At 69.1% G+C, this 26,005-nt stretch carries 17 protein-coding genes, 1 tRNA gene and 4 pseudogenes; 7 read left to right on the top strand and 15 right to left on the bottom strand.

What is annotated here, in order from left to right:
- The 6 genes and pseudogenes from BW737_RS13120 to BW737_RS13145 all read right to left on the bottom strand — a co-directional run.
- A pseudogene (locus tag BW737_RS13120) lies at positions 1-537 on the bottom strand (hypothetical protein); the annotation flags it as partial.
- 4 nt (positions 538-541) lie between these two features.
- Positions 542-1,186 (bottom strand): GNAT family N-acetyltransferase, encoded by a 645-nt coding sequence (locus BW737_RS13125; protein ID WP_086615606.1) that lies wholly within the window; start codon positions 1,184-1,186, stop codon positions 542-544.
- Positions 1,187-1,249: 63 nt separating this feature from the next.
- Positions 1,250-2,400 (bottom strand): annotated as a pseudogene (locus tag BW737_RS13130) (GNAT family N-acetyltransferase).
- Between the two features lie 39 nt (positions 2,401-2,439).
- Positions 2,440-3,731 (bottom strand): annotated as a pseudogene (locus tag BW737_RS20075) (MFS transporter).
- Between the two features lie 100 nt (positions 3,732-3,831).
- Positions 3,832-3,919 (bottom strand) — tRNA-Leu (locus tag BW737_RS13140).
- Positions 3,920-4,017: 98 nt separating this feature from the next.
- Entirely contained in the window at positions 4,018-4,887 is an 870-nt protein-coding gene (locus BW737_RS13145; protein WP_086615605.1) for a D-hexose-6-phosphate mutarotase, read from the bottom strand.
- Positions 4,888-4,944: 57 nt separating this feature from the next.
- On the opposite strand from BW737_RS13145, the gene BW737_RS13150 reads away from it, so the two are divergent.
- Complete coding sequence (locus BW737_RS13150) at positions 4,945-5,649, top strand: HAD hydrolase-like protein (RefSeq protein WP_086615604.1); 705 nt, start codon at positions 4,945-4,947, stop codon at positions 5,647-5,649.
- 1 nt (position 5,650) lies between these two features.
- Complete coding sequence (locus BW737_RS13155; protein ID WP_086615603.1) at positions 5,651-7,021, top strand: AI-2E family transporter; 1,371 nt, start codon at positions 5,651-5,653, stop codon at positions 7,019-7,021.
- 34 nt (positions 7,022-7,055) lie between these two features.
- On the opposite strand, the pseudogene BW737_RS13160 reads toward BW737_RS13155, so the two are convergent.
- From BW737_RS13160 to BW737_RS13180, 5 genes and pseudogenes are all read right to left on the bottom strand, one after another.
- Positions 7,056-10,390 (bottom strand): annotated as a pseudogene (locus BW737_RS13160) (error-prone DNA polymerase).
- A gap of 161 nt (positions 10,391-10,551) precedes the next feature.
- Positions 10,552-13,059: an HNH endonuclease signature motif containing protein gene (locus BW737_RS13165; RefSeq protein ID WP_257210843.1), complete on the bottom strand. Its 2,508-nt coding sequence runs from the start codon at positions 13,057-13,059 to the stop codon at positions 10,552-10,554.
- 216 nt (positions 13,060-13,275) lie between these two features.
- The gene (locus BW737_RS13170; RefSeq protein WP_086615602.1) at positions 13,276-13,737 is read right to left on the bottom strand and encodes a hypothetical protein; all 462 of its coding nucleotides are present in this window, start codon (positions 13,735-13,737) and stop codon (positions 13,276-13,278) included.
- Positions 13,738-13,957: 220 nt separating this feature from the next.
- A complete protein-coding gene (locus BW737_RS13175; RefSeq protein ID WP_086615601.1) occupies positions 13,958-14,647 on the bottom strand; it encodes a SatD family protein in 690 nt (229 codons plus the stop codon).
- A 52-nt stretch (positions 14,648-14,699) separates the two neighbouring features.
- On the bottom strand, positions 14,700-15,323 hold the full coding sequence (locus BW737_RS13180; protein ID WP_086615600.1) for a thymidine kinase: 624 nt from the start codon (positions 15,321-15,323) through the stop codon (positions 14,700-14,702).
- A 186-nt stretch (positions 15,324-15,509) separates the two neighbouring features.
- Here BW737_RS13180 and BW737_RS13185 point away from each other — a divergent pair, with 186 nt between their 5' ends.
- Positions 15,510-16,175 carry a phosphatase PAP2 family protein gene (locus BW737_RS13185; RefSeq protein WP_086615599.1) on the top strand — a complete coding sequence of 222 codons (666 nt, stop codon included), beginning with the start codon at positions 15,510-15,512 and terminating at the stop codon, positions 16,173-16,175.
- On the opposite strand, the gene BW737_RS13190 is transcribed toward BW737_RS13185, so the two are convergent.
- The gene (locus tag BW737_RS13190) at positions 16,147-17,892 is read right to left on the bottom strand and encodes a Y-family DNA polymerase (RefSeq protein ID WP_338063936.1); all 1,746 of its coding nucleotides are present in this window, start codon (positions 17,890-17,892) and stop codon (positions 16,147-16,149) included. The genes BW737_RS13185 and BW737_RS13190 overlap by 29 nt on opposite strands.
- 1,117 nt (positions 17,893-19,009) lie before the next feature.
- Here BW737_RS13190 and BW737_RS13200 point away from each other — a divergent pair.
- The gene (locus BW737_RS13200; protein ID WP_086615598.1) at positions 19,010-19,585 is read left to right on the top strand and encodes a YbhB/YbcL family Raf kinase inhibitor-like protein; all 576 of its coding nucleotides are present in this window, start codon (positions 19,010-19,012) and stop codon (positions 19,583-19,585) included.
- Positions 19,586-19,613: 28 nt separating this feature from the next.
- Here the strand turns inward: BW737_RS13200 and BW737_RS13205 are convergent, their stop codons facing one another.
- A complete protein-coding gene (locus BW737_RS13205) occupies positions 19,614-20,072 on the bottom strand; it encodes a tRNA (cytidine(34)-2'-O)-methyltransferase (RefSeq protein WP_086615597.1) in 459 nt (152 codons plus the stop codon).
- Between the two features lie 202 nt (positions 20,073-20,274).
- Between BW737_RS13205 and BW737_RS13210 the strand changes: the two genes are divergently transcribed.
- The 3 genes from BW737_RS13210 to BW737_RS13220 are packed head-to-tail and all read left to right on the top strand — an operon-like array spanning position 20,275 to position 23,299.
- Positions 20,275-21,654, top strand: a complete 1,380-nt coding sequence (locus tag BW737_RS13210) for an MFS transporter (RefSeq protein WP_086615596.1) — start codon at positions 20,275-20,277, stop codon at positions 21,652-21,654.
- A 40-nt stretch (positions 21,655-21,694) separates the two neighbouring features.
- Complete coding sequence (locus tag BW737_RS13215) at positions 21,695-22,576, top strand: PfkB family carbohydrate kinase (protein ID WP_086615595.1); 882 nt, start codon at positions 21,695-21,697, stop codon at positions 22,574-22,576.
- A 3-nt stretch (positions 22,577-22,579) separates the two neighbouring features.
- On the top strand, positions 22,580-23,299 hold the full coding sequence (locus BW737_RS13220) for a PI-PLC domain-containing protein (RefSeq protein ID WP_180272224.1): 720 nt from the start codon (positions 22,580-22,582) through the stop codon (positions 23,297-23,299).
- 136 nt (positions 23,300-23,435) lie between these two features.
- Here BW737_RS13220 and BW737_RS13225 read toward each other — a convergent pair whose 3' ends face one another.
- Both BW737_RS13225 and BW737_RS13230 read right to left on the bottom strand, forming a co-directional pair.
- On the bottom strand, positions 23,436-24,401 hold the full coding sequence (locus BW737_RS13225) for a LacI family DNA-binding transcriptional regulator (RefSeq protein WP_086615594.1): 966 nt from the start codon (positions 24,399-24,401) through the stop codon (positions 23,436-23,438).
- 106 nt (positions 24,402-24,507) lie between these two features.
- Entirely contained in the window at positions 24,508-25,968 is a 1,461-nt protein-coding gene (locus BW737_RS13230; RefSeq protein WP_086615593.1) for a dihydrolipoyl dehydrogenase family protein, read from the bottom strand.
- Between the last annotated feature and the right edge of the window lie 37 nt (positions 25,969-26,005).

Here is a 26,005-nt window from a genome sequence, read left to right on the forward strand (position 1 = left end):
CCGCGTCCGGTCAGGGCGACGCGTCGCGCTCGAACTCCTCCACGGCCAGGCGGATGTAGCGGGCGGTCTCGGCGTCGATCTCCTGCCCGTCGGCATCCGACCGGGTCTGGGCGGGGTGTCCTGGGCGGCGGCGCGCACCTGCTCGTCGAGGGTCTTGAAACGCCGGTAGATGCGCGCATCGAGGCTGTAGGCGTCCTCGTGCGCGGCCAGGTCGGGAGCCAGGTTCTCCTCGAGCGCATCCAGCTCCGGGGAGTCGGTGGCGGAGGTCAGGCAGTAGAGCACGGTCAGGGCGCGGGACAACAGCTCACCGCTGCGTTCGACTGCGGCAACCGTGTTCTCCACGGTCGGCGCGGCCGGGTTGGCGGCAATCGCCTCCCACTCGGCGCGCTGCGCCGCCATGCCGGCGCGAACGGCGGGCTCGATATCCGTGGGCTTCACGGCAGCGAAATCGGGTAGTTCCAGGTCGAGTTCCCACGGGCGGACGAAGGGGTTGGTTTCGGGCAGCGCGTCCGCCACGGCGGGGTCGATCTGGGTCATGCGCTCATCCTGCCACGGGCTCCGGCCCGTCCCAGGGGGCGGCCGGCTCACGCGGCTCATGGGCCAGCAACGAGCCGGTCCACTCGTCATAGCTGCGCCCGTTCTTGCGGAAGACACCGCGGCGGCGTCCTTCGCGGACGAACCCGAGCCGCCATGCCGTCCTCCAGGACGCCCAATTGGGCGCCCCGTCATCGATCAGACATGCCCATCCCAGGACGGGCAGAGCGAAGGGGCCGTCGGGATCGAATAAGAGCTCAATGACGGCCGCGAGAGCGCGATGCATCGTGCCGCGGCCGCGGGCGTCCGGGGCAAGCCAAAAGCCGATCTCGCCGCGTCCGCTATCCGTGACCAGGACGCTGAGCATGCCTACCAGACGAGGGCTCACAGGCTCGGTGGCATCGAGTTCGCGGACGCCCCAGGTGTAGATCCGACCCGCGTCCCAGCCCGGCGCGACCACATCCTCTATGAAGTCGACAGCGTCCTGTCGCGCGTATGGCGTGGGGATGGTGGTCCATCTCTGAATGTCCGGGTCCTGGCACACCTCCGCGATGCGGTCGGTATCGGAGAGTGTAGGAACCGACAACACCAGCGCAGGCAAGTCGACGCCGTCGCGGCGTGCGGCAGGAATCCGAATGTCGAGGGGCTGCATGACATGAGCCTACGCGGCACCGCGCCTACCGCACCGGACGGCGGCGGCTGCATCCCAGGGCCCTTAGAGCCCGAGTACGCCCTGGACGTCCGGGGGAAAGAAGCCGGGACCTTGAGGACCTTGCCGTCCGCCCGGTAGATCGGCTTGCCATCCTGCCCGAGCTTGGACATGTTGGAGCGCTGCACCTCGGCCAACACGGCCGCCAGGTCGATGCCGGTCTCCAGGGCCATGCCATAGATGACATAGACCAGGTCCGCGAGCGCGTCCGCGGCCTCCACCGTGTCACGGCTGCCGTCGTCCATGGTCACCGCACGCCGGTAGGCGGACTCGATCTCGCTGCGTGCCGCCTGCCCGTAGACGGCTCCGATCAACTCGGCGAACTCCTCGGCGATCAGGCTCATACGCATGTTCAGGCTGGGGCGGTCCAGGCTGGGCCCGTCGGTCTGGATCGGCAGGCCATAGGTGGAGTGGAAGCGGCGCACCAGCGCCTCGGGGTCGTCGCCCTCGCGCTCGCCGACGCCGTCGGCCGGAACCAGTGGAGTGGCGACGCCGTGGGTGTGTGAGGAGCCGGCCACCTGCCCGCCTACCGTTACGGGGCCGTCCCAGGGGGCCGCGGGACGCCGCGGGTCAGCGGGCAGGAGGGTGCCTACCCAGCCGTCGTGCAGCATGCCGTCGTTAGCGAGGAAGGAACGCACCCGGCCCTCCCTGCGGAAGCCCAGCCCCCAGGCCACCCGCCAGGACGCCCAGTTGGGCACGCCGTCGTGAATGTCGCAGCGCCAGCGCAGGGCGGCCGCGTGTAGGGGACCGTCCGGATCGAAGGCAGCGGCGATCACCGCCCGGGCGGCCCGGGAGACAGTGCCGCGGCCGCGGGCCTCGGGGGCCAGCCAGTAGCCGATCTCCCAGGCGCCGTCCGGCTGCCCGGACACGCCCATCATGCCGACCAGGGTGGTCTCGTCATCACCTTCGACCTCGCGCACGGCCCAGTTCAGATCGTTGCCGGCCTCCCAGCCGCTGCGCACGACGCGGCCGATGAAGTCCTCGGCGTGGGCACGCGTGTAGCCGCGCGGGACGGTGGTCCACTCCTGGATGTCGGGGTCCTGGCAGATCTCCGCCACCCGGTCGACGTCGGCGCTGGTGGGCACGGACAACACAAGCGCCGGTAAGGTTGCACCGTCGCGGGTCTCGGCGGGTACGCGGATCTCGAATGGCTGCATGCGGCGAGCCTACCGGCGTCCCGGTCCGGAGGGTTGCAGTCAGGCGCGAGCGGGCTCCCCCGCGGCGTTGGGGCGCGGCCCCCGGCGCAGGGCCGGCCAGCTCAGCAGCAGGATGATCCCGCCGAGCAGGCCGTAGACGAGCGCCACCCAGGTGCCGTGAGCGTCGGCGAACCAGCCGACGATGGGCGGGGCGATGAGCATCACCACCCGGGCCAGCCAGGACACGATCGTCAGCCCCATGCCGGGGCGCAGTCCGGGGATGTCGTCGGCAGCCGCGTAGGCGACCGGCACCGCCACCGCGCAGCCGGCGCCGGAGATCACCATGCCCACCAGTGTTCCCGGGACCGACCCGGCCAGGAGAGCCGTGCCCATGCCGAGGGCGACGAGCACTCCCCCGCCGGCAATCACCTTGCGGGCTCCGAGCCGGTCGATAACCGCGTCGCCCAGCAGGCGGCCGATGATCATGGTGGTCTGCAGGCAGACCAGTCCCATACCCACCATTCCGGGGGCGGCGCCCTGCTCGGTCAGCAGCAGAGAGGACCAGTTGCCGGTGACGTCCTCCGGGAACATGGCGGCGGCGCACATCAGCCCGAGGATCACTACCAACGCCGCGGTGATCGCCTTGGACGGGGCGGCCGCCGACGCGGTGGCGGCGGCGTCGGGATCGATGTCAACGGGAGCGGTGATGGTGCCCGCACCGGCGGCGGCATCCTCGGCGGCCTCGGCCAGGCGGCGGTCGTCGCGTCGGGTCCCTTGATGGTCCAGGGCACCGCCGCGCTGGAGACCGCGGCCAGCAGCGCCAGCACACCGGCCATGTGAATCTCCACCGGGACGCCGGCCCCGGCCATCGCCTGCCCCAGGGTGGCGCCGAGCACGGCTCCGAGTGACCAGGCGGCGTGGAAGCTGGTGATGATGGAGCCGCCCCAGCGGCGTTCCACCCGTAGACCGTGGGCGTTTTGGGCGACGTCAACGATGGCGTCGGTGCCGCCCACCCAGGCCATGCACAGGGCGAAGACGATCCAGGAGTCGGCCATGCCCGCCCCGAGCAGGCCAAGCCCCAAAACAATCATGCCGAAGGCCGCGACACGGGCGGAGGTGAACCGCCTGATCAGCCAGGAGGCCGCCAGACCGGCAACGAGCGCCCCGATGGAGTTGAACATGACGGCCCGGCCGAAGGCGGCCTTGGTGATGCCCAGATGCTCCAGGATCTCCGGGTAGCGCGGCACCAGGTTGGAAAAGCCCAGCCCGTTGGCGAGGAAGGTCAAGTAGACGGCAATGCGGGCCTTGACGACGACGGGTGGGCGCGTGCGCCCAGGCGGAGCGGCGGTCACGGCGGTGGCTTCCTTGCTGAGGTTGGGAGTTCGGCGTTGAGCTGGGTCCGGCGGCTATGACTAAGGGCCACGACCTACCGGCCGCGGCCCTTCGAGCGGGTGTCCGAGGGGGGACTTGAACCCCCACGCCCTTTTAATCAGGCACTAGCACCTCAAGCTAGCGCGTCTACCTATTCCGCCACTCGGACTTGTAGCCATCGCCGCAGGGCACAGCCCGGCAGCGCTGACGCAGGAAAGTTAACACGCTCCGGGCCAGGGCGGGCAAATCCACCCCGGGTGCCGTGCATCACAGGGGTGCGACGGCAATCCGGGTGCCCAGCGACAGCGATTCCCCCGGCGCCAGGCGCACGGCGCTGTCTCCGACCACGGCGCTCTCCACGCACAGCATGGAGGCGAACTCGTCGTCGTCCAGGTCCGTCAGCGCGGCAGCGCCGGCGCTCCACGGGTTCCACACCACGGTGTTGGCGGCACGCACGCCGGCCACGCGTACGCTGCGCCCATAGGCCGGGTCGGTGAGTGTGACCGGAGCGCCGGACGCGTAGACGCGGTCCGTCTGCCCGACGATGTGCAGCGCTCCGTGCTGCACCTGGCCGGCCTGTCCGGTCACCTTGTCCAGGTAGGTGGTCCCCTCCAGACCGGTTACCTCCACGGCCGTCACATCCCCCACCGCCAGGTAGGTGTGCAGAGCGGCCTCCACCGGCTCCTCCGCCCCGGTGGCTCCGGTACGCCGCAGGGACAGTGACAAGCTCAGCTCCTCCCCCACATCTACGGAGTACAGGGCGGCGATACCGTCGCGCTCGAGCGTGAACAGGGCCTGTACGCCTCCCGACCGCGACTGCACGCTGCGCAGCTGCCAGGGCGAGATCCGCCCCCACCCGTGGGAGGGACGCCGATCTCCACTCACGCCCGCCCCGAACCACGGCAGGCACAGCGGGACGCCGCCCCGGATCGGGGCTGCACCGTCGAAGACGGCCCGGCGGGACGTGAAGATGACCGGCTTGCCGCCGCGCGGCGTCCAGGCGGTCAGGTGCGCCCCGTGCAAATAGATCTCGGCACTTCCGGCGGGCGCATCGATCAGCAGTCGCGGCTGACCGCCCCGGCCCGGAGTCAGGGCGGTGGTCCGCGGCAGGCGGGGCCGTGTGGCATGCGTGCTCATGGGGACCACGCTAGTAGTCTGAGCCGCGTCCGCGAGCGAGAGCGAGCCGAGAAAAACATGCATGCCACCGCCGGAGCCGGTCATGAAGACCGTCTACGCCCCCTGCCCTACGCCCCGACCGCCGTCCTGTTCGATCTGGACGGCACCCTGGTCGACTCTGCGCCGGCGATCCTGACCGCGCTGGAGCTGGCCTTCACCGAGCTGGACCTGCCGAGACAGACCCCGGCGGAACTGATGCGCTTCGTCGGCCCGCCGCTGGTGGACGGCTTCCGGCTGCACGCCGGGCTGACCGGCGCGGCCAACGCCGAGGCGGTGGCCACCTACCGGCGCCACTATCGCGACACCATGCTCGACTCCCCCCTGTACGAGGGCGTGACCGAGTTGGTACGCGCACTGCGGGCCGCCGAGGTGCCGCTGGCGGTGGCGACCTCCAAGCATGAGAGGTATGCGTGCGAGATCCTGGAGCATGCCGGTCTGCTCAGCTGCTTCAGCGTGGTCAGTGGAGCGGCCGCCGGGGATCTGGGGGGCCGGAAGGCTCAGGTCATCCACGCCGCTATCGAGCGTCTGGCCCAGGCGGGAGTCGATGTAAGCCGACCGGTGCACGTCGGCGACCTCGACCACGACGTCGCCGGCGCCCAAGCGGAGGGCATCGACTGCATCGGGGCCCTTTGGGGCTACGGCAACCCGGAGGTCCTGCGCGGCGCCGTCGCCCTCGCCGCCACCCCGGCCGAAGTGGCCAAACTGCTCGGAATGGAGGTCTGAGATGGCGGATGCTACCGACAAGCCGAAGCAGGCCGACTCCGCATCCTCACCGGAGCCGGCGCACGAAACAGAGACGCAGCAGCCGGAAGCGGACTCCGCATTGCACCATTTCACCTCCCGGCTGCGGGAGGGGCGTGACGTACTGGGCCGCACCATCGACCGCGCCGAACGCGCCCGGCTGGACGCGCGCGAGCAACAGTTGCGCTATGAGAGCGCCTCCACCGCCGACGCAGCAGGTGAGGCAGCCGCAGCCAACGCACCCCGCCCCTCGACGCTCGACTCGCTGCCCTCTTGGCTCGTGCGCGGCGGCCTCGGGGCCTGGCTGCTGCTGGGGCTGATCATCGTCATCGGCCTGGCGTTCTTCGCCACCTCCCGGGTCGTCCCCGTGTTCGTGGGGGTGTTCATGGCGCTGGTGCTCACCTCGATCCTGCAGCCGCTGGTGAACCTGTTCGCCCGGGTCATGCCCCGCTACCCGGCCACCTTCCTGGCTCTGCTCACCGCCCTGGCCCTGGTCGTGGGCATGGTTACCTACGTGGTGACCTCGGTGACCAACCAGTGGAACACACTGGCTTCCCAGTTCTCCGACGGCGTCGACACGATCGTGGATTTCATCGTCAACGGTCCCCTGCCACTGGACCTGACCCAGCAGGAGCTGATGGGGCAGTTGCAAGAGCTGCTGCGACAGGGACAGAACTATCTGGTGAACAACGCCCCCATGCTGGCCACCGAGGTGCTGTCCAATGCGGGCACGGTGGTGAACATCTTCGCGGTGCTGGCGCTGGCGATCTTCACTACGATCTTCTTCCTGGCCTCCGGCGGGCGCATGTGGCGGTGGTTCCTCAACGAGTTGCCGGCTCGCATGCGCAAGGACGTACACCGCGCCGCCGGAGCCGGCTGGTACACCTTCGCCGGTTACGCCCGCGGCACCGTGATCGTGGCACTGACCGACGGGATCATGTGCGGAGTCTTCCTCCAGGTCATCAGCGTGCCGCTGGCCGCACCACTGGCGGTGTTGGTGTTCATCGGTGCTTTCATCCCCATCATCGGCGCGCCGACGGCGATGATCATCGCCATGGTGGTGGCGCTGGCCTCCAAGGGCTTCATCACCATGGTCGTCGTAGGCCTGGGAGTGGCCGGTATCGGCCAGATCGAGGGGCACATCCTGCAGCCGCTGATCATGGGGCGGCAGGTGTCGCTGCACCCGGTGGTGGTCATCATTGCCGTGGCCGTGGGCACCTACTCGGCGGGCCTGCTCGGCGCGATCGTGGCGGTGCCACTGGTGAGCGTGGCCTGGTCGATGTACTCCGAGCTGCATACCAAGGACGCGCCCGTAGTCGGCGAGTTGCCGGCCTACACCGGAGACAAGGACTGAGCGACTCACCGAGTCGCCAAGCGCACGCAGCGCCTCAGCACCAGTCGCGGCTGCCCGGTGAGGTGACCCCCGGTAGCGTCTCCAGACGCTCGGCGACCAGGGCGGTAACGCCGTCGCCGGACTCGACCAGGCCCCGCACCACGAGTGCCGCGGCCCGGCGGCCGACGTCGTGGTAGCGCCGCCACATGCCCACGGGGCAGACGACGTTCAGCAGACCAGTCTCGTCCTCGAGGTTCAAGAAGATCGTGCCGGCCGAGGTGCTCGGGCGCTGCCGGTGGGTGACGAGTCCGGCTACCCGCACCCGCCGCCCCGATTCGTGGTGCAGGACCTCGGCGATGGTGAGTACGCCGGCGGCGGTGAGCCGATCGCGCTGGAAGACGATGGGTGAGGCCTCGGTGGAGACCCCGGTCAGGCTTAGGTCGGCGTCCTGTTGTTCCCGGGCGGTCATGTCGGCCAGGTGCGGGGCGCGAGCGCCGACGGCGGTGCCGGGCAGTGTCGGCTGGTACCAGGCGTGCTGGTCGTGGCCGGCGGCGTGCCGCTGTCCGTACTCCTGAGACAGGGCACCGGCCGCCCACAGGGCCTCGCGCCGGGCGACGCCGAGGGAGGTCAAGGCCCCGGAGGCGGCCAGGGCTTCAAGCCGGGCACGGCTCAGGCGCACGCGGCGGGCGAGGTCGGCAATGTCGGCGTAGGGGCCGCGCGCGGTGCGCTCGGCGACGATGGCGGCGGCGACGTCGCCGCCCAGGCCCTTGATGGGTGCCAGCCCCAGGCGGACGGCCAGGTCGGGATGGACGTCGAGGGGGCTGAGTGCGGTGGGGTCGGTGGGCAGGGCCGCAGCGTTCTTCTGGGGCTCGACGCGGGCCTGCTCACGCGAGGCGTTGACGTCGGCGGGCAGCACGCGCACGCCATGGCGGCGGGCATCGGCGACCAGGCTCTGCGGGGACCAGAAGCCCATGGGCTGGGCGGCAAGGATGCCGGCGTAGAAGTCCTCGGGCTTACGGACCTTGAGCCAGGCGGAGGCGTAGACCAGGTAGGCGAAGGAGAAGGCGTGGGATTCGGGGAAGCCGAAGTCGGCGAAGGCGCGGAGCTTGTCGAAGATGGTCTGGGCGGTCCCGGGATCGATGCCCCGCTCCTGCATGCCGTGCACCAGGCGCCAGCGCAGGGCCTCCATGCGTTCTACGGAGCGTTTGGCCCCCATCGCCTGGCGCAGGTTATCGGCCTCGGCCGGGCTGAAACCGGCGGCGTCGACGGCGATCTGCATGAGCTGCTCCTGGAACAGCGGAATGCCGAGGGTCTTGGTCAGGGCGGGCCGTAGAGACTCGTGCAGGTAGGTGACCTCCTCCCGGCCCAGGCGGCGGCGGATGTAGGGGTTGACGGCGTCGCCCTGGATGGGCCCGGGCCGGATGAGGGCGACCTCGACGACGATGTCGTAGAACTCGCGTGGGCGCAGGCGGGGCAGGGTGGCCATCTGGGCGCGGGACTCGACCTGGAAGACGCCCACCGTGTCGGCGGCGCTGAGTAGCCGGTAGACGGCCGGGTCCTCCTCGGGGAGGGTGTGCAGTCCCCAGGGGCGGCCCGTCTGCGCGGGGCGGAGCTCCCCACCGGGGGCGAGGTCGGGCACCTTCTCACCACGCTCGGCGAGGCTGGTGAAGGCCAGGCGCAGCGCGGTCAGCTCGCCCAGTCCCAGCAGGTCGAATTTGACCAGGCCCGCGGCGGCGCAGTCGTCCTTGTCCCACTGCAGGACGGTGCGTCCCTCCATCGCGGACCAGCGCACCGGGCAGACCTCGGTGACGGGGCGGTCGGCCAGCACCATGCCGCCGGAGTGGATGCCAGGTGGCGAGGCAGGCGCAGCAGGCGCTCGGCGACGTCCAGCACCTGCTCGGGAGGAACATCAGTTGCAGGGCCATTGACGGCGGCAGAATCGTCGGCGCGTACGGTGCGCCAGTGGTGAGTCATCCGGGACGCCCAGGCATCCTGTAGTCCGGCGGGATGACCAAGTGCCCGTGCGGCATCGCGGACCGCCGAGCGGGGCCGGTAGGAGATGACGTTGGCAACCTGGGCGGCGTACTCGCGCCCGTAGTGGGCGTAGACGTGTTGGATGACCTCCTCGCGGCGGCAGGCCTCAATGTCGAGGTCGATGTCCGGGTAGCCGGCTCGCCCCGGGGAGAGAAACCGCTCAAAGAGCATGCGGTGGCGGACGGCATCCACCGCCGTAATACCCAGGGCGTAGCAGACGGCCGAATTGGCCGCGCTCCCCCGCCCCTGGCACAAGATGCCTGCCCTCTCGCAGAAGTCAACGATGGAGCGGACGATGAGGAAGTAGCCGGGGAAGCCGAGGGATTCGATTACGTCGAGTTCGTGGGCGAGAACCCTCCAGGCCTCGGGGTCCTCCGTCTCCGTGCCGTAGCGCGCCAGGGCACCGCGGCGGGTGAGTTCGCGCAGCCAGGTGGCGGGGGTATGCTCCGCGGGCACCTCCGGGTCGGGCAGGCCGGGGGCTACCAGGGCGAGGTCGAAGGCGAGGTCCCGGGCGATCTCGGCGGCGGCGTCGACGGCGTGGGACGCCCGGCGGTGCAGGCGGGCCATGTCCTGTGGGCCGCGCAGCCACCGCCCCAGAGCGGGTAGGTGTCCGTCGGCACTCTCCAGGTCGGTGCGCAGGCGGGTGGCGGTGAGAACGTCTGCGAGCCGGGAGTCGGCCGGGCGGGCGCAGCGCACCGCGCCGGTGGCGATGAGTGGGAGGTGGTGCCCGGAGGCCAGTTTGGTCAAGGCAGCGGTGAGGGCGGCGTCGGTGGGACCGCCGTCCAGGCAGATTTCGACGGCGATGCCGTCGTGGCCGAAGAGGTCGATCAGCTGCCCGAGGGCAGCGTCGGCGGCGGCGAGGTCCCAGGTATCGGGACGATGCGGGTCGCCGAGGGCGCGGCGCAGCGGTCCGTTGGCGGTGCCGGTGAGGATCAGGCAGGTGGAGCTCAGGTCAGCGGCAAGGATCGGCAACCGGTGGGCGGGATCGGTACGGTGACCGGCGGCGAGGTTGTGCCGGGAGATGGCGGCGCACAGGTGGTGGTAGCCGCGTGGGGACCGAGCGAGAATCGGCAGGTGGGAACCGTCTTCGAGGGTGAGTTCGGTGCCGTGGATGGTGGGGAGCGCATGGGCACGGCCGGCCTGGGCGTGGCGGACGATGCCGGGCATGCCGTCGTGGTCGGTTAGAGCCATGGCTTCCAGGCCGAGCTCGGCGGCGGCGCCGACGAGGTCCTCGGGCTCATTGGCGCCGTCGAGGAAGGAGTAGGCGGAGTGAGCATGTAGTTCGGCGTAGCGGTGGGTTCCGGTAGTGCCTGCTGCCCTTGCCGCGCCGGTGAGCGCCGCAGCGCGTCTGGGCATTTGCGGGAGCAAATCGGTAGTGCCGCCGATGTCGGTATCGAGACTCATATAAGTGGTCCTCTGCATGTCTTCGGAAGAGCGGCCGGGGCCTGCCACTGCCGACGGCCAGAACCCCACGCTGCCGACGGCTGGGGCCCTGTGCTGCCCTCCGGGGGCGTGGCTTAGAAGGGTGGTATTTGGTCGAGCAGTGGTGTCAGTCCCAGATCGTGGAGGGCTTGAGGAAAGGGGACGGTCTCGAAGGCCCCGAGGGGATGTCCGGGCCGGGGGCCGCGACTGACTACTTGTGGGGGTTGTGGAGGCCAACCGGGACGGGTGGAGGCACTGCCGCGTCCCGTGGCAATAGCTACCGCGGAGCCGACAGCGGGGTCGGTCTCCTGTGCTTGCGCGGCCAGTTTTAGCCCGCGCTCAAGCCGACCCACCACTGCGCTGTCGACCGCGTCGGCCAGGCGCTGAGGCGCTTGCTGGGCGGGCAGAGCCAGTTGACGTGGCCCGACGCGGCGGGGTAGGAGGGTAATGGTGCCGTCGGGAGTGCGCCGGTAGCGGGCCCCGGTGGGGGTAGTCCAGACCAGCACGCCATCGCCGTCGGCCGTGTTTTGACGGGTGAGGGTCCAACCGGGTGCGTGCTTGAGGCGGTGGTGGGCCTGACACAGGGTGGCGAGGTTGTTAAGGCTGGTAGCACCACCGGCCGCCCAGGGAATGACGTGGTCGATGTCGCAGCGGGACGCGGGGGTGGAGCAGCCCGGGAAGACGCATTCCTGATCACGGGCTTGCACCAGGTCGCGTAGTCCGACAGGTGGGCGATAGTGAGTGCGGCCCACGTCCAGCACCACCCCGGATAGAGGGTCGGTGACCAACCTGCGCCAGGTGCCACCGGCTGCCAGTGCCCTGGCCGTGGTGGCGGGGACCGCCACATGACCGACGCCGACCACGACCTCCGCCGCCTCGGATGCCCCGGCCGCGCCTTTAGCAGTTTCGACGGTCCCGGCCCCGGCCGCGTCTTCCCCGCCGTCGGGCAGACTCCCGCCATTGCACTGGGGCAGAGTGCTTCCACTGCCAGTTGCAGGCAGACTGCTCCCACTGCCATTGGGCAGGCTTTCTCTGCTGCCCTCAGGCAGAACCAGGTTCAACGGCACGGTGACGTCAACGTTGATAGTGATGCCAGGTGGCGGAAACACGGGACGTATGCCGGAGGGCGTCCACCAGGGACGGGCTGGCTCCACCAGGCTGCTCAGCGCTCCCAGTAGGCCCGGCAGCGGCACCCCATCCGGCAGCAAACCAGCAGCCCCCGGCCCGGCCCTGTCAAAGGCAGGACCAGTCCCACTGACCGCGGCAAAAGCGGCGGCAATCGCATCACCTGTAACGTCCGGTGGCGGCGGATAACCATGGTCATCACCACCGGGGCCGTCGTCGCCGAAGCCGTTATGTTTGGCGCCATTGTTTTCGACACCGTTGGTGTTGGCGCCTACACCGACGTCACCGATGGTGGTGGCGCTGGTGTTGTTGGTGTTGACGGTTCGGCAGGCCAGGTTCTGGCTGCCCTGCAAGGTGCGCAGGGTCATGCCGGTGAGGGCGTCGGCCCGCAACTGGGACAGTGTGCGACTGTCGCCACCGGCACGCGCGCTGGCGGCGATCGCGTCAAGGGTAGCGTCCAGTAATAGCGCGTCCAGGCTCGGCAGCAGCAGACGCATCTCGTGCGTGCCCTCACCGGCCTGACGGGGGCGAGTCACCAGCCTTCCCGCCACATCCCGCCTACGCCTACCACTGACGCCCTTGGGGTCGAGGGCGGCCAGAGCCCGATCGATGTCCCGCCCCAACTGCGAGCAGGTGCGGCGTGGAGCGCGGGCCAGTACCCGTTCCTGCACCGCTGCCGCCGTGTCGGGACTGGCGTCCTGCAGGCGGCGGACGATCAGAGCAGTCTTGGAGGTGTCCAGCAGGCCGGCCCGGTGCAAGGCCTCCGTGGCCGCGAACTCGGGTTGCAGCAATGCCTGCCCGCGGTCCAGGAGCAGGCCCGCGCTGCTGCGGGTGGTGCCGAGCCGGGCGGCGATTTCGCCGCTGGTGGTGAATCTCCGCTCATCCTCGGTGACCAGGCACTCAAGTTCTCCTCCTGGCCCCCAGGGTGGGGTGCCACGGTTCATCTCCGCCGTTCTGGTTAGGCAGGCGGCCGCCATGCCCTCCGCCCAGGCCGCCCAAGCGCCCAGTCGGTGGCAGGCCCCTACCAGTTCGCTGAGCACCTGGCCACCCAGGCATGCGAGCGCGTCGGCCCCCGCGCCCTGCCCCCAGTCCAGACCTACGGCCCCGGCCATTTTGCCCAACATCTGCTCGGCCGGGCTAGTGACCGCAGCCAGCACGGCGTCGGTGTCAGGAATACTCAAAACCTCGTTGGCGTCCACCACGCCGGTAGCGTCATCGGTAGTGGCGCCCGGGTGGGCGGGCACCAGCAGTACCGACAGCAGGCCCTCAATCAGATCGGCCAGCTCGGCACCCGCCGGCGCCCCCGACAGGCGCTCAACCAGTTCCTCAATCTCAGCATCCGGCCGGGATCCTGCCGAATGCTGAGGTTGGGAGTTCGACAGGGAGAAGGTCGTCAGCTTCGCGGCAGCCGATGGCGCCGTCCGGCCCACCTGGGTGCGCCGGACGGGTTGGTTCTCAACACCCCCGCCTTCGAACATATGTACACAGTAGCGCGGGGGTCCGACACGAATTCAGCCCCTTTAGCCCCACATCCACCCGCAATTATGAGATGTGCATCACAACCGCAGGCGTAGACTCGACCGCACCCAACAAGCCACGTCAAATCGGCCCCGCCGTCGGCTTGGGCCGGCCGACCGCACATCACGCACCATGGAACACGTCCGCCCCACCAGTACCACGGGGCACCCCGCGACTCAGGCCACCGACACCGCCGCGACGGCGAGCACGGCCAGAATCCAGGAGGTCATTGAGCCGATGAGGAACTCCTCCGCCTTGCGGCCGTCCTGATCCTTGTTGATCTCGGGGAAACGGATTACCCCCTTGGCGGCAATGACCGCCGCAACCGCGGCCTGCGCTCCGGACGTCGCAAGCAGGAGGATGAGGATGCGCTCAAGCGGCCCGATCCAGCGACCACCGCGCATCGCCACAACCAGCGGCGGCAGCGTGCCCGCAGACGAATTGGAGCCGCGCGCGAGCCTGAGGACGGTCGACACCAGCCCATTCGTCGGCGCCCCCAGGAGAATGACCACGCCCACCACCGCACACGCCCGTGCTATCGGCGTGCCAACGGGAGTGGCAAGCACAGCGCAGGCCCCACAGCAGACGGCGAGCGCAACGAGCAACGCCGCCCCGCCCCACTCGGCGGGGGCGAGCATTTCCCAAGTGCTCCACACCACCGGAACGGCGACGGCGACGGCGACTCCGCCGGCCGCAAGCCTAGCGGCCCCTGGGCTAGGAGTACCCCGACGGCGACGAGTACCCCAGTCCCAATGACAATGGCTGCGACTCGCCGCCCCGGGCGCCCCTCGCCGACGAGTCGCCGCGCCAGGACCGGCAGAGCGCTAGCGAGCCCGGCGAGTAGCAGTACGAGTGCGATCATTGCTGCACCGCCAGTGGTTCCCGCCCCCTGCGCGCCGAGGCGACGGCATCGAGCAGGGCTTGAGCCTCAATGAGGGCAGCTCCTGGCCCGCGGGAGAAGTCAGAGACGGCCTGCTGACTGACCTTCTCCACTCGAGCCACCTCGACCTGGGTGGCTCCGGCCAAGAGCGCCGCGACCATGCGCCGCTGCCGCGGTCGCAGACGAGCGACAGCCTGGTCTCGCAGCAGAAGTAGCGCATTGACAACCGCCTCGTTCTCCTCCGCACCCCCCGGGACGACGGCGTCCTGCGCCATGCGCATCCAGGTCCGACAGAACTCTCGGCCTGCATCTTGGACGGCGTGCGCCTGCTCGACGGCCTCGCGCGCCGCCCACCAGGCGCTGCCGTCCTGAATGATGGCATCAGCGTCGGCGGAGACCATCTCCACCCGTCCAGCACCGATGCCGAAGCGTAGGGACAGGTCTTCGGGCAGCAGCAGTTGCACCCTTAACGTAAAGGTCAGCGCATCGGTGAGGGTGGCGGCCACGGCCTGGAACTCGTCGCCGACGGTGGCGATGGGCGACTGCGGCAGCACCAGATCCGCGGCCGCCCGTGTAAGCGCGTCGGTAAAGGCGGCCTGCGCGGCGTGGCGGTCGGTCAGGCGGCGGGACCCGACGATGTCGGCGATGATGGCGTAGTAGACGTCCACGCCTCCACGGTATCGCTTGTATTTCCCCTGTTACAAGGATCTTCTCGGAGGGTCACTCCCCCGGTAGCACGCCTCCAGCCGCCAGGTAGCACTTGCCGCACAGGGACTCGTAGGTGACGTCGACGCCGTCGATGGCAACCTGATCGCCATCGAAGACGAACTCGTCCCCCACCTTGCGGGCATTGAAGATGGCCTTGCGCCCGCAGCGGCAGATGGTCTTGAGCTCCTCCAGGGAGTGGGCGATCTCCAGCAGGCGCCGCGATCCGGGAAAGCTCACCGTGCGGAAGTCGGTGCGGATCCCGTAGGCGAGTACCGGGATGTCGTCAAGGAGCACGACCTCCATGAGCTGGTCGACCTGCAGCGGAGTGAGGAACTGCGCCTCATCCACTAGCACGCAGTCGACGGTCTCACGCGGGCTGGCCTGCGGGTCGGCGGCACGCTCTCCCAGGGCGGCGCGACGCACCCGTGTGCGCACGTCGTCATTGGCGGTGACGAGCAGATCGACGCGGCGAGTCATGCCCAGGCGAGAGACCACGGTGTCGTCGCCCTTGGTGTCGATCGCGGCCTTGACCAGGAGCACCCGCTGCCCGCGCTCCTCGTAGTTGTAGGCGGTCTGGAGCAGCCCCGTCGTCTTGCCCGAGTTCATGGCACCGTAGCGGAAGTAGAGCTTGGCCATGCGTGTCCTGATTCCTCTCCCGGAGCGGGCACAAGTCCCTCTCCGCAGCCTCCGGTGCCCGCCCGTCGGGTCCGGGGTGACCCGCCACCGATGCTACCGGGCCGACCGCGCGCTCTTCCCGCGTCCAGTCCACCACAGACGCGCGTCACAGGTCGCGCCCAGGACGGGCCGCTAGGCTCACGTCCAATGCAGCAAACCATCGTCGTCCCGCAGCGGGACCTCCGGCCGTTTCTCACCCTCATGGCGACGGCGGCGGCCGCCGTGTTCGCGTGGCTGGCGGTGAGCACCGAGCTCGGTTACTCCCCGGCCGTATACGATCCGGCGGTTACCGCCTGGGCGGTACAGGCACGACACGCCCTGGTTACCGCGGTGGCATGGCCGCTCACCCACCTGGGCGGCACGCTCGGGTTGACGCTGCTCACCCTGACCATGTGCGCGTTCCTGCTGCTGCGCGGCCATTGGCGCCGCGCCCTGGTGCTGGCCGGGGCCATGCTCGGCTCCTCGCTGCTCACGGTGGTGTTGAAACTCGTCTTCGCCCGTGCACGCCCATCCACCGCACTGCTGCTGGGCGAGCCCGCCTCCTCCTGGTCGTTTCCTTCCGGGCACTCGTTCAACACCGGAGTGTTCGTGGGCGTGCTGGCGGGATTCGCGCTGGTCTCGACGGCGTCGCCGACCCGCAAGGTGCTGGCGACCGTAGCGGCATGCCTGGCCGCCACCGCCGTGGGCCTGTCGCGCGTGTACCTGGCCTACCACTGGTTGACCGATGTCCTGGCCGGCTGGGCCATCGCCCTGGTGTGGCTGTGCGTGGTCGGCATCGTTGCCCTCACCGTGCTGCGTCCCCGTCAGGAGTAGACACCGTCGATCCACCAGCGACCCGCACGGGCAAGCAGCAAAGGCGGGCCGCAGCGGTGACGACTTGCAGGTAGGCGCGGCGCGATGCACCCCCGGACCGCCACCAGTGTTCGTCGACCGGCCAGGGGCCCGCCCAAGACACGACCCGCTGTTCCCCGCGCCAGTCCTCCAGTTGCTCACCCCAGCCGCCCCATTCGAGTGGGGCGGCGTGGCCCCGGTCCAGGGCGATGCGCGCAGGCGTGGCGACTAGCTGTCCCTGGACGTCGACACCGACGTCGTGCCCGCCGCCGTCGAGCAGGCGGGCCGGCAGCGGCGCAGGAGGAATCAGGGTGGGCGAGGGCGCGGGCAGGGCGCCGCTCCAAGGAGCCGTCTCCGCGGCCGCAGTTCCGGGGCCGGCTGCACGGATGACGCCTGCACCGTCGGCAGATGTCTCTCCCCAACCTATGAGGGCGGCCCGCGAGCGCGGATCCCGTCCGGGACGTAGCACCGGGACGCGGATGCCGCCGGCACCGAGGAGGGATTCGACGCGTCCGGCCGCACGGTGGGCCCGGCGCTCGGCCCGCTCCCGGGACCGGATCCACAGGCCGGCCTGGGCGGCGCCCGCGGGGGCGAGTTCTAGGGCAACGAGGCGCAGACGAGTCAGCGGGGCGGCGGGCGGGCGACCGGAGCGCCCGGCCAGCCATCCCTCCAGCTGCCAGCGCACCCGGTCGGTTAGGTCGGCGGGCGTGGGCGTGGCGCCAAGCAGCCAAGAGCGGCCCAGTTCTACCCCGTCCTCGCACTCGGCCTCCACCCGGAGTCGCCCGGCAGACACGCCCAGCGCAATGAGGCGCTGGGACAGTTGCTCGGCGAGGGAACGGGCTGCCCAGGCCGCGGTGTCGGCCCGCGCGATGGGAGGGTCCAGCGGGGTCTCGGCGGCGACGTCGGCGGCGGGGCGGGCGGTCCGGGGCAGGGTCTCCCACTGCCCGGAGGCGAGACGGTGCAGGCGCTCCCCCGCAGTTCCGAAGCGGGCAGCGACGTCGCGGCGGGGCAGGGCGGCGAGGTCACCGAGCCGGCGCAGACCGAGCCGGTTGAAGTCCTCAAGCAGGCCTTGCGCCTGCCGACGGTCCCGTTCGGCGGCCAGCGCGTGCAGGAGGGAGGACAACGGCCAGGGGGCGAGGAACTCGGGCGTGGCCCCGGGCGGGACGATAATGCCGCAGCGGGCGGCGAGGACGGCGCCGAGCAGGGAGTCGGCGATGCCGACCTGGCACTCGACTCCCGGTCCGGCAGCAACCGCCTCAACGAGGGCGGCGGCCAGTGGCTCCTCCCCGCCCGCCCAGCGAGACGGGCCGCGCGCGGCAGACAGGGCCAGCCCGGGGCGGGCGACGAGCGGATCGGCGAGAAGCTCGGCAAGGGCCTCCATAACGGTTTCGTAGCCACGGGCCTCCCGCTCGGGCTGCGGGGGCAGGACGACGAGTTCGGGACACAGCGACCGGGCCACGCGCAGCCGCATGCCGCGGGCGATGCCGGCCGCGCGGGCCGGCGCCGAGGCCGCGATGATGCCCCTGCCGCCCACGACGGCGACGGGGACCAGAGCCGGATCGGGCGCCTCGGGTCGATCGCGCGACTCCAGGGTTAGGGCAACGACGGGCCAGTCCGGCGTCCAGACGGCGACAAGCCGCAGCCCGCGCGACTCCGGTGCGGACGGGGACGCACACACAGTAGGAGCAGGAGGGGTCATGCGCGCTCCTGTCCCAGTGGTTCCGGTGGTCGGCGCGCCGCGGTGACAAGGGCCAGGTGCGGCCGCGATCGCTGCGGCGAAGCGGGGGGAGCCGGGGCCGCGGCAACCGCTGGGGCGAGGTGAACGCCGGCGGCGTCGAACCGCAGGTCAACCCCTCCGGGGCGGTGGGGGTCCTGCACGTTCCACACGAGTCGCCTAGGTAGCCGTCGCCCAACTCCTGCGCCGCAACCGACTCCGGCGTCCCCGCCGACTCCTGTCCGGACGCCGCCCCCGCGCCGTGCAGCGGTATCAGGACCCCACCCGTCCGTGCTGCGGGCGGCGGCGAGGTGGCCGTGGCGCCCAGCGTGCGTGCACCCTCCCAGGGGAAGGGAGTGAGGATGAGGCAGCGGCGTTCCCGAGCACGCGCCAGAAGGGTGCGGCGGTCGCGGGGACGCAAGCGGGCAGCTGCCGCAGTGGAGATCAGGAGGGTGGTGACGCCGTCCAGCAGGGCGCCGAGGGCCGCGGTGAGCAGGTTGGACGGCAGGTCTGCGGCGGGGACAGCGAGCACGTGGGACAGGTCGAGGCCGGCCTCGGCGGCGGCGCACCAGCCCAGCCCCTCGCAGCCGACGATCCCGCACCAATCCTCCGCCCCCTGCCGGAGGGCCGCTACGGCCAGCAGGACGCCGACCGATCCGGTCAGGGACACCACGCCGGCGGCGTCCTCTCCGAGTGGCAGGAGTGTCTCGGGCGTTGCGGCCTCCACCTCCGGGAGCGCATCCGGGGCCGCGAGCGCGACGATGCCGGATACGGGGGCGGCCCGCCTGGTATCCGCAAATGCTTGGGCGATCTCCCGGGCGGCCCGCCCGTGCAGGCCGGCGTGTTCCTCGGCGCGGGCGAGGGCGGCGCGAGCGGCGGCGAGGCGCTCCACGCGCATCGCTCCCCGGATGCGCGGGCGCCGAGCCCGACCTGTTCCATGGCGCCTCCTCTCAACAAGGACATCTATCGAACACCTGTTCGATGTCCGCTTGCAAGGGTAGCGGCGGTCTCCGACACGAATCGCGACCGGGACGCGTCTACAGTGGTTGAAGCACTCCCGGTCAACCCGCCGACCGGCCGTCCGACTTCGAGGAGGTACACCATGCCCGCAGATCTGACACGTCCCCGCCCGCCTTTCCCCTACGACCTGCTTCCAGCCGTTCCGGCGTTCACGCTGGCCTCCACCGACCTGATTGACGGCGAGCGCATGCCTGACCGGTTCACCGCCGTGCACGAGAACATCTCCCCCGAACTGCACTGGTCGGGTTTCCCGGCCGCCACCCGCTCCTTCGTGGTCTCCTGCTTCGACCCCGATGCACCTTCTCCGGCCGACTGGTGGCACTGGACGATCCAGGACCTGGACGCGTCGGTCACCTCGCTGCCGCAGGGGGTGGGCGAGTCCGACCTTCAGCTCGACGGCGCCGCCTTCCACGCCGTCAATGACTCGGGCGCGCACGCCTGGTCCGGCCCCTACCCGCCGGCGGGCGACGGCGATCACCGCTACATCTTCGCGGTGCACGCCCTGGACGTGGACACTCTCGGCCTGGACGACGACGCCTCCGCGACGACGGTGGCGGCGCAGTGCTCCTTCCACGCCATTGCCCGGGCCCTACTGACCGTTACCTACTCCCAGCCCGGCGAGCCCGGCGCCGCCCCCTTCCTTCAGGAAACACGCTAAGGGCGGCCAAGGGCGCCGCACATCGCACTTACGCGGCACCGGGAAAACCGAGGCTTCGCCAGGCCTCATACAGGCCGACGGCGGCGGAGTTGGCCAGGTTGAGCGAGCGACTGCCGGGGAGCATGGGAATGCGCACCCGTCCGGTCACGCGCGGATGGTTCATCACCGCTTCGGGCAGGCCGGTGGGCTCGGGGCCGAAGAGCAGCGCATCGTCCTCGCGCCAGGCGACCTCGGTGTAGAGATTGGTGGTGTGCGCGGTGAAGGCGAAGATGCGTCCAGGCACCTGCTCCAGGCACTCCTCCCAGGTGGCGTGCACGCGGGTGCGGGCCAGATCGTGGTAGTCCAGACCGGCGCGGCGCAGTTTGGCGTCATCCATGTCGAACAGAGGGTCGACCAGGTGAAGCGTCGCCCCGGTGTTGGCGCTCAGCCGAATGGCGGCTCCAGAGTTACCCGGGATGCGCGGTTCAAAGAAGACGACGTGCAGCACGCGGGATATCCTGCCACCAGGATCAGGTTCAACGCAGCTCATCCCACACACGACTCCAGCCGCAACCCGCCTACCCCACACCTCTTGTTCAAACGATTGAACTGTTGCTACGCTTGGAATGCGGAGTCGTCCAGCTCCTCGCACCCGCAGCCGCGACGCCTCCACTCGCACCTGCCAACACCATACGCAAGGAGGAGCTTCAATGAAGAAGCTACTGCGCTCATTCGGATTTGCCCCGAGAACATTTGTACAACTGTTGTTTATCACTCTCAATGCGCAATTGCTGTATGCGTTCTGGGACATCCGAAATACCCTGCCGAAGGATTTCCCCATCGCCATGGGGGTCACCGACGCACAGGCCGGGCAACTCTACTCCATGCAGGGCCTCGTCATTATCTTGGGCACGATTCTCCTAGGCTGGATCGGCGACCGGTTCAGCGTTCGCACCATCATGGTGCTGACCACACTCGGAGTCGGCGCGATCTCACTGTTCATCTCGGTGTTCTCCCCCAACCTGTCATTCCCCACCCTGCTCGCCTGCTTCTTCCTGATGCTGCTGCTCAGCGAGGTGCTCTTCAAGCCCGCCAACTTCAAAGCGGTGCGGACCTCCACCTCCGAGGACCACCAAGGGGCGGCGTTCGGGTTCTTCGAGTTCGGCCGCGGCCTGCTCGCGTTCCTCGTCTCGCTGTTGTGGACGGCGCTCATCGCCGCCGGAGTGGGTGCGCGCGGCATCATGCTGACCGGATCGATAATCGTCCTGGCCACCGCCATCCTGGTCTTCTGGGCCGCCCCCAAGGGCACGCGCGTGGGGGACGACGATGAGGTCAACGCCTCCACCATCGAGGCGATCAAGGGAATCGGAAGGGTTGCCAAGCTTCCCGTCGTCTGGCTTGCCGGTCTCAATGTGTTCTGCATCTATGGCACCTTTGTGGCGGCCGGAACCTACTTCGCGCGCTTCCTCCAGGCGGGTTACGGGTCTTCCGCCCTGGTTGCGGCGGTCTTCTCCACCGTGGTCATCGGCCTGCGCATGCTGCCCCTGGTCTCCTCCGTCCTGGTCGAGAAGGTCTTTAAATCCACATCCCATTTCATGCGGTTCATGTCGGCCGTCCTCAGCATGCTGCTGCTCGCCATTGCCATCGTGCTGTTCACCCATCCCGCCTCGGTGACCAGCTTCCCCGCCGGAAACCCGCCCGAGCACATCGTGTCTTCCGCCGTCATGCCCGCGCTCATCGTCCTGATGCTGCTGGCCTCGGGGTGCTGCTTCATGATCCGCGGCGTCTACTACGCCCCGATCGGCGAGTTCAACGTGCCCGCAAAGCAATCCTCCGCCGCCATGTCCTTCGCCATCACGCTCGGCTACATTCCCGCCCTGCTAGGGCCGATTGTCTTCGGCGGGCTGATCGTCCCGTCCGAGGCAGACGCCTCCGGCAACATCATCACCGAGAACTTGACCCCGACCAGCACGCTCGGGGCCGCTTTCATCGGGCTTGCACTTCTCGCAGCGCTCGCCTTCTGCCTGTCCTCGGCATTGATTCGGCTTAAGGCCAGGCAAGACGCCGTCGAACGGGAGGCAGCGGCATGAACGCACCCGGCAACGCCACCGCGGAAGCTTCGACACCCAGGTGATCGGCCCGATCTGTGTGGACATCAACGTCGATCACACCGGGAAGGCCACGCGCGCCGTCGGTGGGGCGGTCATTTGCGCGGCCGCCGCAGCCGTCTCCCTGGGGCATAGCGTCCAGGCGGTGGCGACCGTGGCCGATGCAGACCGGGAGCTACTGGCGCACTTCCCGGCGGGCGTGCGGCAGGTGATTCCCGTAAGGTCTGCGCGCACGGCATCGATCCGCAACGAGTACGCCACCGCCGACCAGGAGCGGCGGACATCTTCGGCCATCTCCTACGCGGATGCGATCAGCGCCGCCGACGTACCCACCTGCTCCACCCGCATTCAGCACCTGGCAGGGCTCATGGTAGGCGACTATGCGCCCGAACTGGTCCAGGTGCTGTCGCAGCGTGCAGACCTCGCCGTTGACATGCAGGGGTTCATCAGACAGCGCGTACCGGGCTCGAACGTGCTGCGCTTCATGGAGTTCAAACACGGCGCAGATTTCTACAGCCGCATCCGCTTCCTCAAGGTGGACACCGCCGAGGGCGAGCACCTCACCGGCCGCACCAACAGGCACGACATTGCGCGTGCCCTCAAGGACCAGGGAGCGGACGAGATCATGGTGTCCAATGCGCGCGAGATCCTCATCCTCGACGATTCCGGCTTCCATGTGTGCCCGCTACGGCCCAGGAGCCTGGCGGGGCGGACGGGACGGGGAGACACGGTGTTCTCCGCGTACATAACCGAACGTATCGGGCACGACGTGGATCAGTCCCTACTCACCGCATGCGCGACGGTGTCCCTCAAGATGGAGACTCCCGGCCCACTGGTCTGCGACCGGGGCGACGTCGAAGCATATTTAACAGATCACTATTCTGACTTGCAGCGAAAGGCGTGAAAAATGGAATCCGCAGTCATTGTAGACATGATCTCCGACCTGTCCGACGATACCGAACTGTGTTCGCTCATCATTCCCGGAACGCACGACACGATGACGAGCGCATGCACCCACCCCTACTACCGCACCCAGAGTCTCAGCCTGGCCGAGCAGATCGACTGCGGCGTGCGGTACGTGGACCTGCGACTGCAACGCACCATGGTGGCGGCTCACCGCGAATGGATCAGCGACATCTCCGCCGAATCCATCTTACAGACCCTGCGTGAGCACCTTAAGACCCACCCACGCGACTTCTTCCTTGCGCGGATACAGAACGCCAATGAGGCGAAGGACGACTTCGATGCGTATGGAAACGCCCTGATGACCCTCATCGCAAAGAATCGGGACCTGTTCTGGACCCCGGAGCAGTCGGACGGGGGCACCGTCTGGCCTACTCTGGGAGCCATCCGCGGAAAGGTGGTCGCCTTCGAATGTGCACCGGCGCAATACGGCCTGACCTCTGTTGAAGGCCGGCCCTGGGCCGCGCTTGGCACGGCAACCAAGGTATCCTGCTGCAAGACGACTGGGACGGGCCCGAACCCGCGGCAAAGTTCTCCCAGATTAAGCAGCTTTACACTCACCGTGGCGACGACGACCGCCTGTTGCTCAACCATGTCAGCGCCACCAACGGAGAGCTGGGCACACCTATCGCCTATGCGCAGCGTACCAATCCTCAGGTGCTGAGGCTGCTCCGGGAAGCACATGGGCGCGGCATACTCATCTTTGATTTCGTCGACTCCGAACTGGTTGACGCCACCTGGGACGCCAACACCTTCAGCATGCCCCGATAATCTTGGCCGGCTGGTGCGGCGGCGAAAGACTACGCCGTACGCCGCCGCACCAGCCGCGTGTCCACCGAGACGGTTACCGGAGACGACTGGTCTCCATCCGCGCGCCGGATCGCTCGCTCAACCGCGAGTCTGGCAACTTCGCGGGTGTTCCTGTCGATTGAGGTGAGCGCAAACGCCTGGGACCGAGCGATCCGCGAATTATCAAATCCCACAAGGCGCACGTCTTCGGGAACCGCGATGTGCTCATGCCACAGCGCGGACAACGCGCCAAGTGCGCATTGGTCGTTGTAACAGACGATGGCTCCGCCTTTGAGGATGCCCTGGGACAGAACCTCTCGTATCGATCTCCACCCCGCGTCCGCGGTCGGGCCGCCACCTACGACAGTGACCCGTGCGCGCTTGCCACGCATGGCCAGGAGAAACGCATCGCGGCGTTTCTTGGAGGAAACCGATTCTCCACCGTCCACGCACAGTACGCGCTCTTCGGATTCGAGCAGTTCGGCGAGTTCCAGCATCCCGCTCAAATTGTTCGATATTACGAGATCCGTTTTCATCGTCACAGCAGCCTGACCGATGACGACCTGGGGAATGTCCATCCCCGTCAATACGTTCGCAGGAATTGCGGATGGATCCACGATAATCAGGCTCCGAGCGCGCAGTTGCGTTATGCGCGATACGGCTGCTGCACCGCCGCTCACCCCGGTGTCCTCCATCATGACAAGCCAACCGCGTTTCTCCGCGGCCGTTATTATTTCTCGACTGTATTCAATGTGTAGTTCCTGCCCGACGTCGCACACCAAGCCGATCAGCTTCGGCTTGGTCGTGCGCAGCAGAGCACCCGCAAGGTCGGTCCGATACCCTTGTGCAGCGGCCTCCTTAACGACCTTCTCCCTGACCGGTGCAGAGATGCGTTCCGATCCCCGCAAGGCGAGTGACACAGTGGATACCGATACTCCCAGCGCCTTTGCAATATCGCTCAGGGTAACTCGCGCCACGACCTCTCGCCTTCCGTCTCCACGTCTCAGTCGGTGGATTCCGGTACTGCTACGGGTAAGCTTAGTAGTTTCCGGCGCCTTCGGTGGTCACTCGGCGGCGGCTCCATCAGCCCAGCGAGTCGAGGACGAGGTTGAGCCCCTCCCCCATGGTCGGGTGGGAGATGGGGGCGTCGCGCAGCTGCTGCCAGGGCATGCCGGCGAGCATGGCCACCTGGACGGCGGTGATGACCTCCCCGGCGCTCTCACCGATGATGGCGGCCCCGAGGATCAGGTCGGTGTCGGTGTCGATGATCAACTTGTAGAAGCCGGTGGTGGCGCCCAGCGTCTTGGCGCGGGGCACCGCCGCGGTGGGGGTCTTGGCTACGCGCACGTTGTGCCCGGCGGCCCGTGCCTGGGCCTCGGTGAGGCCGACGTGCCCGAGTTCGGGGGTGGTGAACACGGTCCAGGGGATGACTCGGCCGGCGGTGGAGGCCTCACGGCCGTCCAGCAGGTCCCGCAGCACGCGAAAGTCGTTCCAGGAGGCGTGGGTGAACATGGGGGTGCCGGCCACGTCCCCGGCGGCGTACACGCCGTCGGCGGTGGTGCGCAGGTGGTCATCGACGCGCACGAAGCCGCGCTCGGTCAACTCCACCCCGGCCGCCTCCAGGCCCAGCCCGGCCGTGACCGGGGCGCGCCCCAGGGCCACCAACAAGTGGGAGCCGGTGGCCTCGCGCCCGTCCTCGGTACGCACCACCACCGGGCCGGAGCGGGCGGAGGAGCGTACCGCGCTTACGCGGGCGCCGGTGAGGACCTCCACGCCGAGGGTTTCCAGCCCGGCGGTCACCTCGGCGGCGACGTCGGCGTCCTCCCGCTTCAGCACGTGCTCACCGGAGTGAAGCAGGGTCACGGGCACGCCCAGCATGCCCATCAGGGAGGCCATCTCCACGCCGATGACTCCGCCGCCGAGAATCAGCAGGTGGCCCGGCAGCTCCGGCAGGGTGAGCAGGTCCTCGCTGGTCCAGTAGGGGGCGTCGGCCAGCCCCGGAATGTCGGGAACGGCCGGGGTAGTGCCGGTGTTGATCAGGACGCGCCGCCCCCGCACCCGGCGCACGACGCCGTCGGCGGTGGTGATCTCAACGGTGCGCGGGGCCACGAAACGCGCAGTGCCGCGCACGAAGTCCATGCCGGAGTCGGCGAACATGGTCTCGTGAGCGGCGACCATGCCGCCGACAACCGCCTCCTTGCACGCCCGCAGCGCGGAGATGTCGATGTGGGCGCGGGCCAGCAGGGCGGTGTCGTCGCGGGAGCTGGAGTCGTCGGCGCCGAGCTCTGGCAGGGCCACTCCGTAGGCGGCGGCGCCCTGCACCTGGTGCAGCACGCGGGCGGAGGAGATCAGGGTCTTGGTGGGGATGCAGGCGACGTTGATGCAGGTGCCGCCGACCTTGTCGCGCTCGACCATGACGACGTCGTCGCCCTTGCGGGCACGCAGCATGGCCAGTGACTTGCCCGCCTTCCCTCCGCCGACGACCAGGAGGTCGACCTCCTGAACCTGTCCGGATGCGGTGACGGTGGTGTCGGTGACGCCCATTGCCTCTCCTCGTTCTTCTCCGTGGCCCGAGTCAGGC

The organism is Actinomyces ruminis, assembly GCF_002154335.2.
Lineage (GTDB): Bacteria > Actinomycetota > Actinomycetes > Actinomycetales > Actinomycetaceae > Actinomyces > Actinomyces ruminis.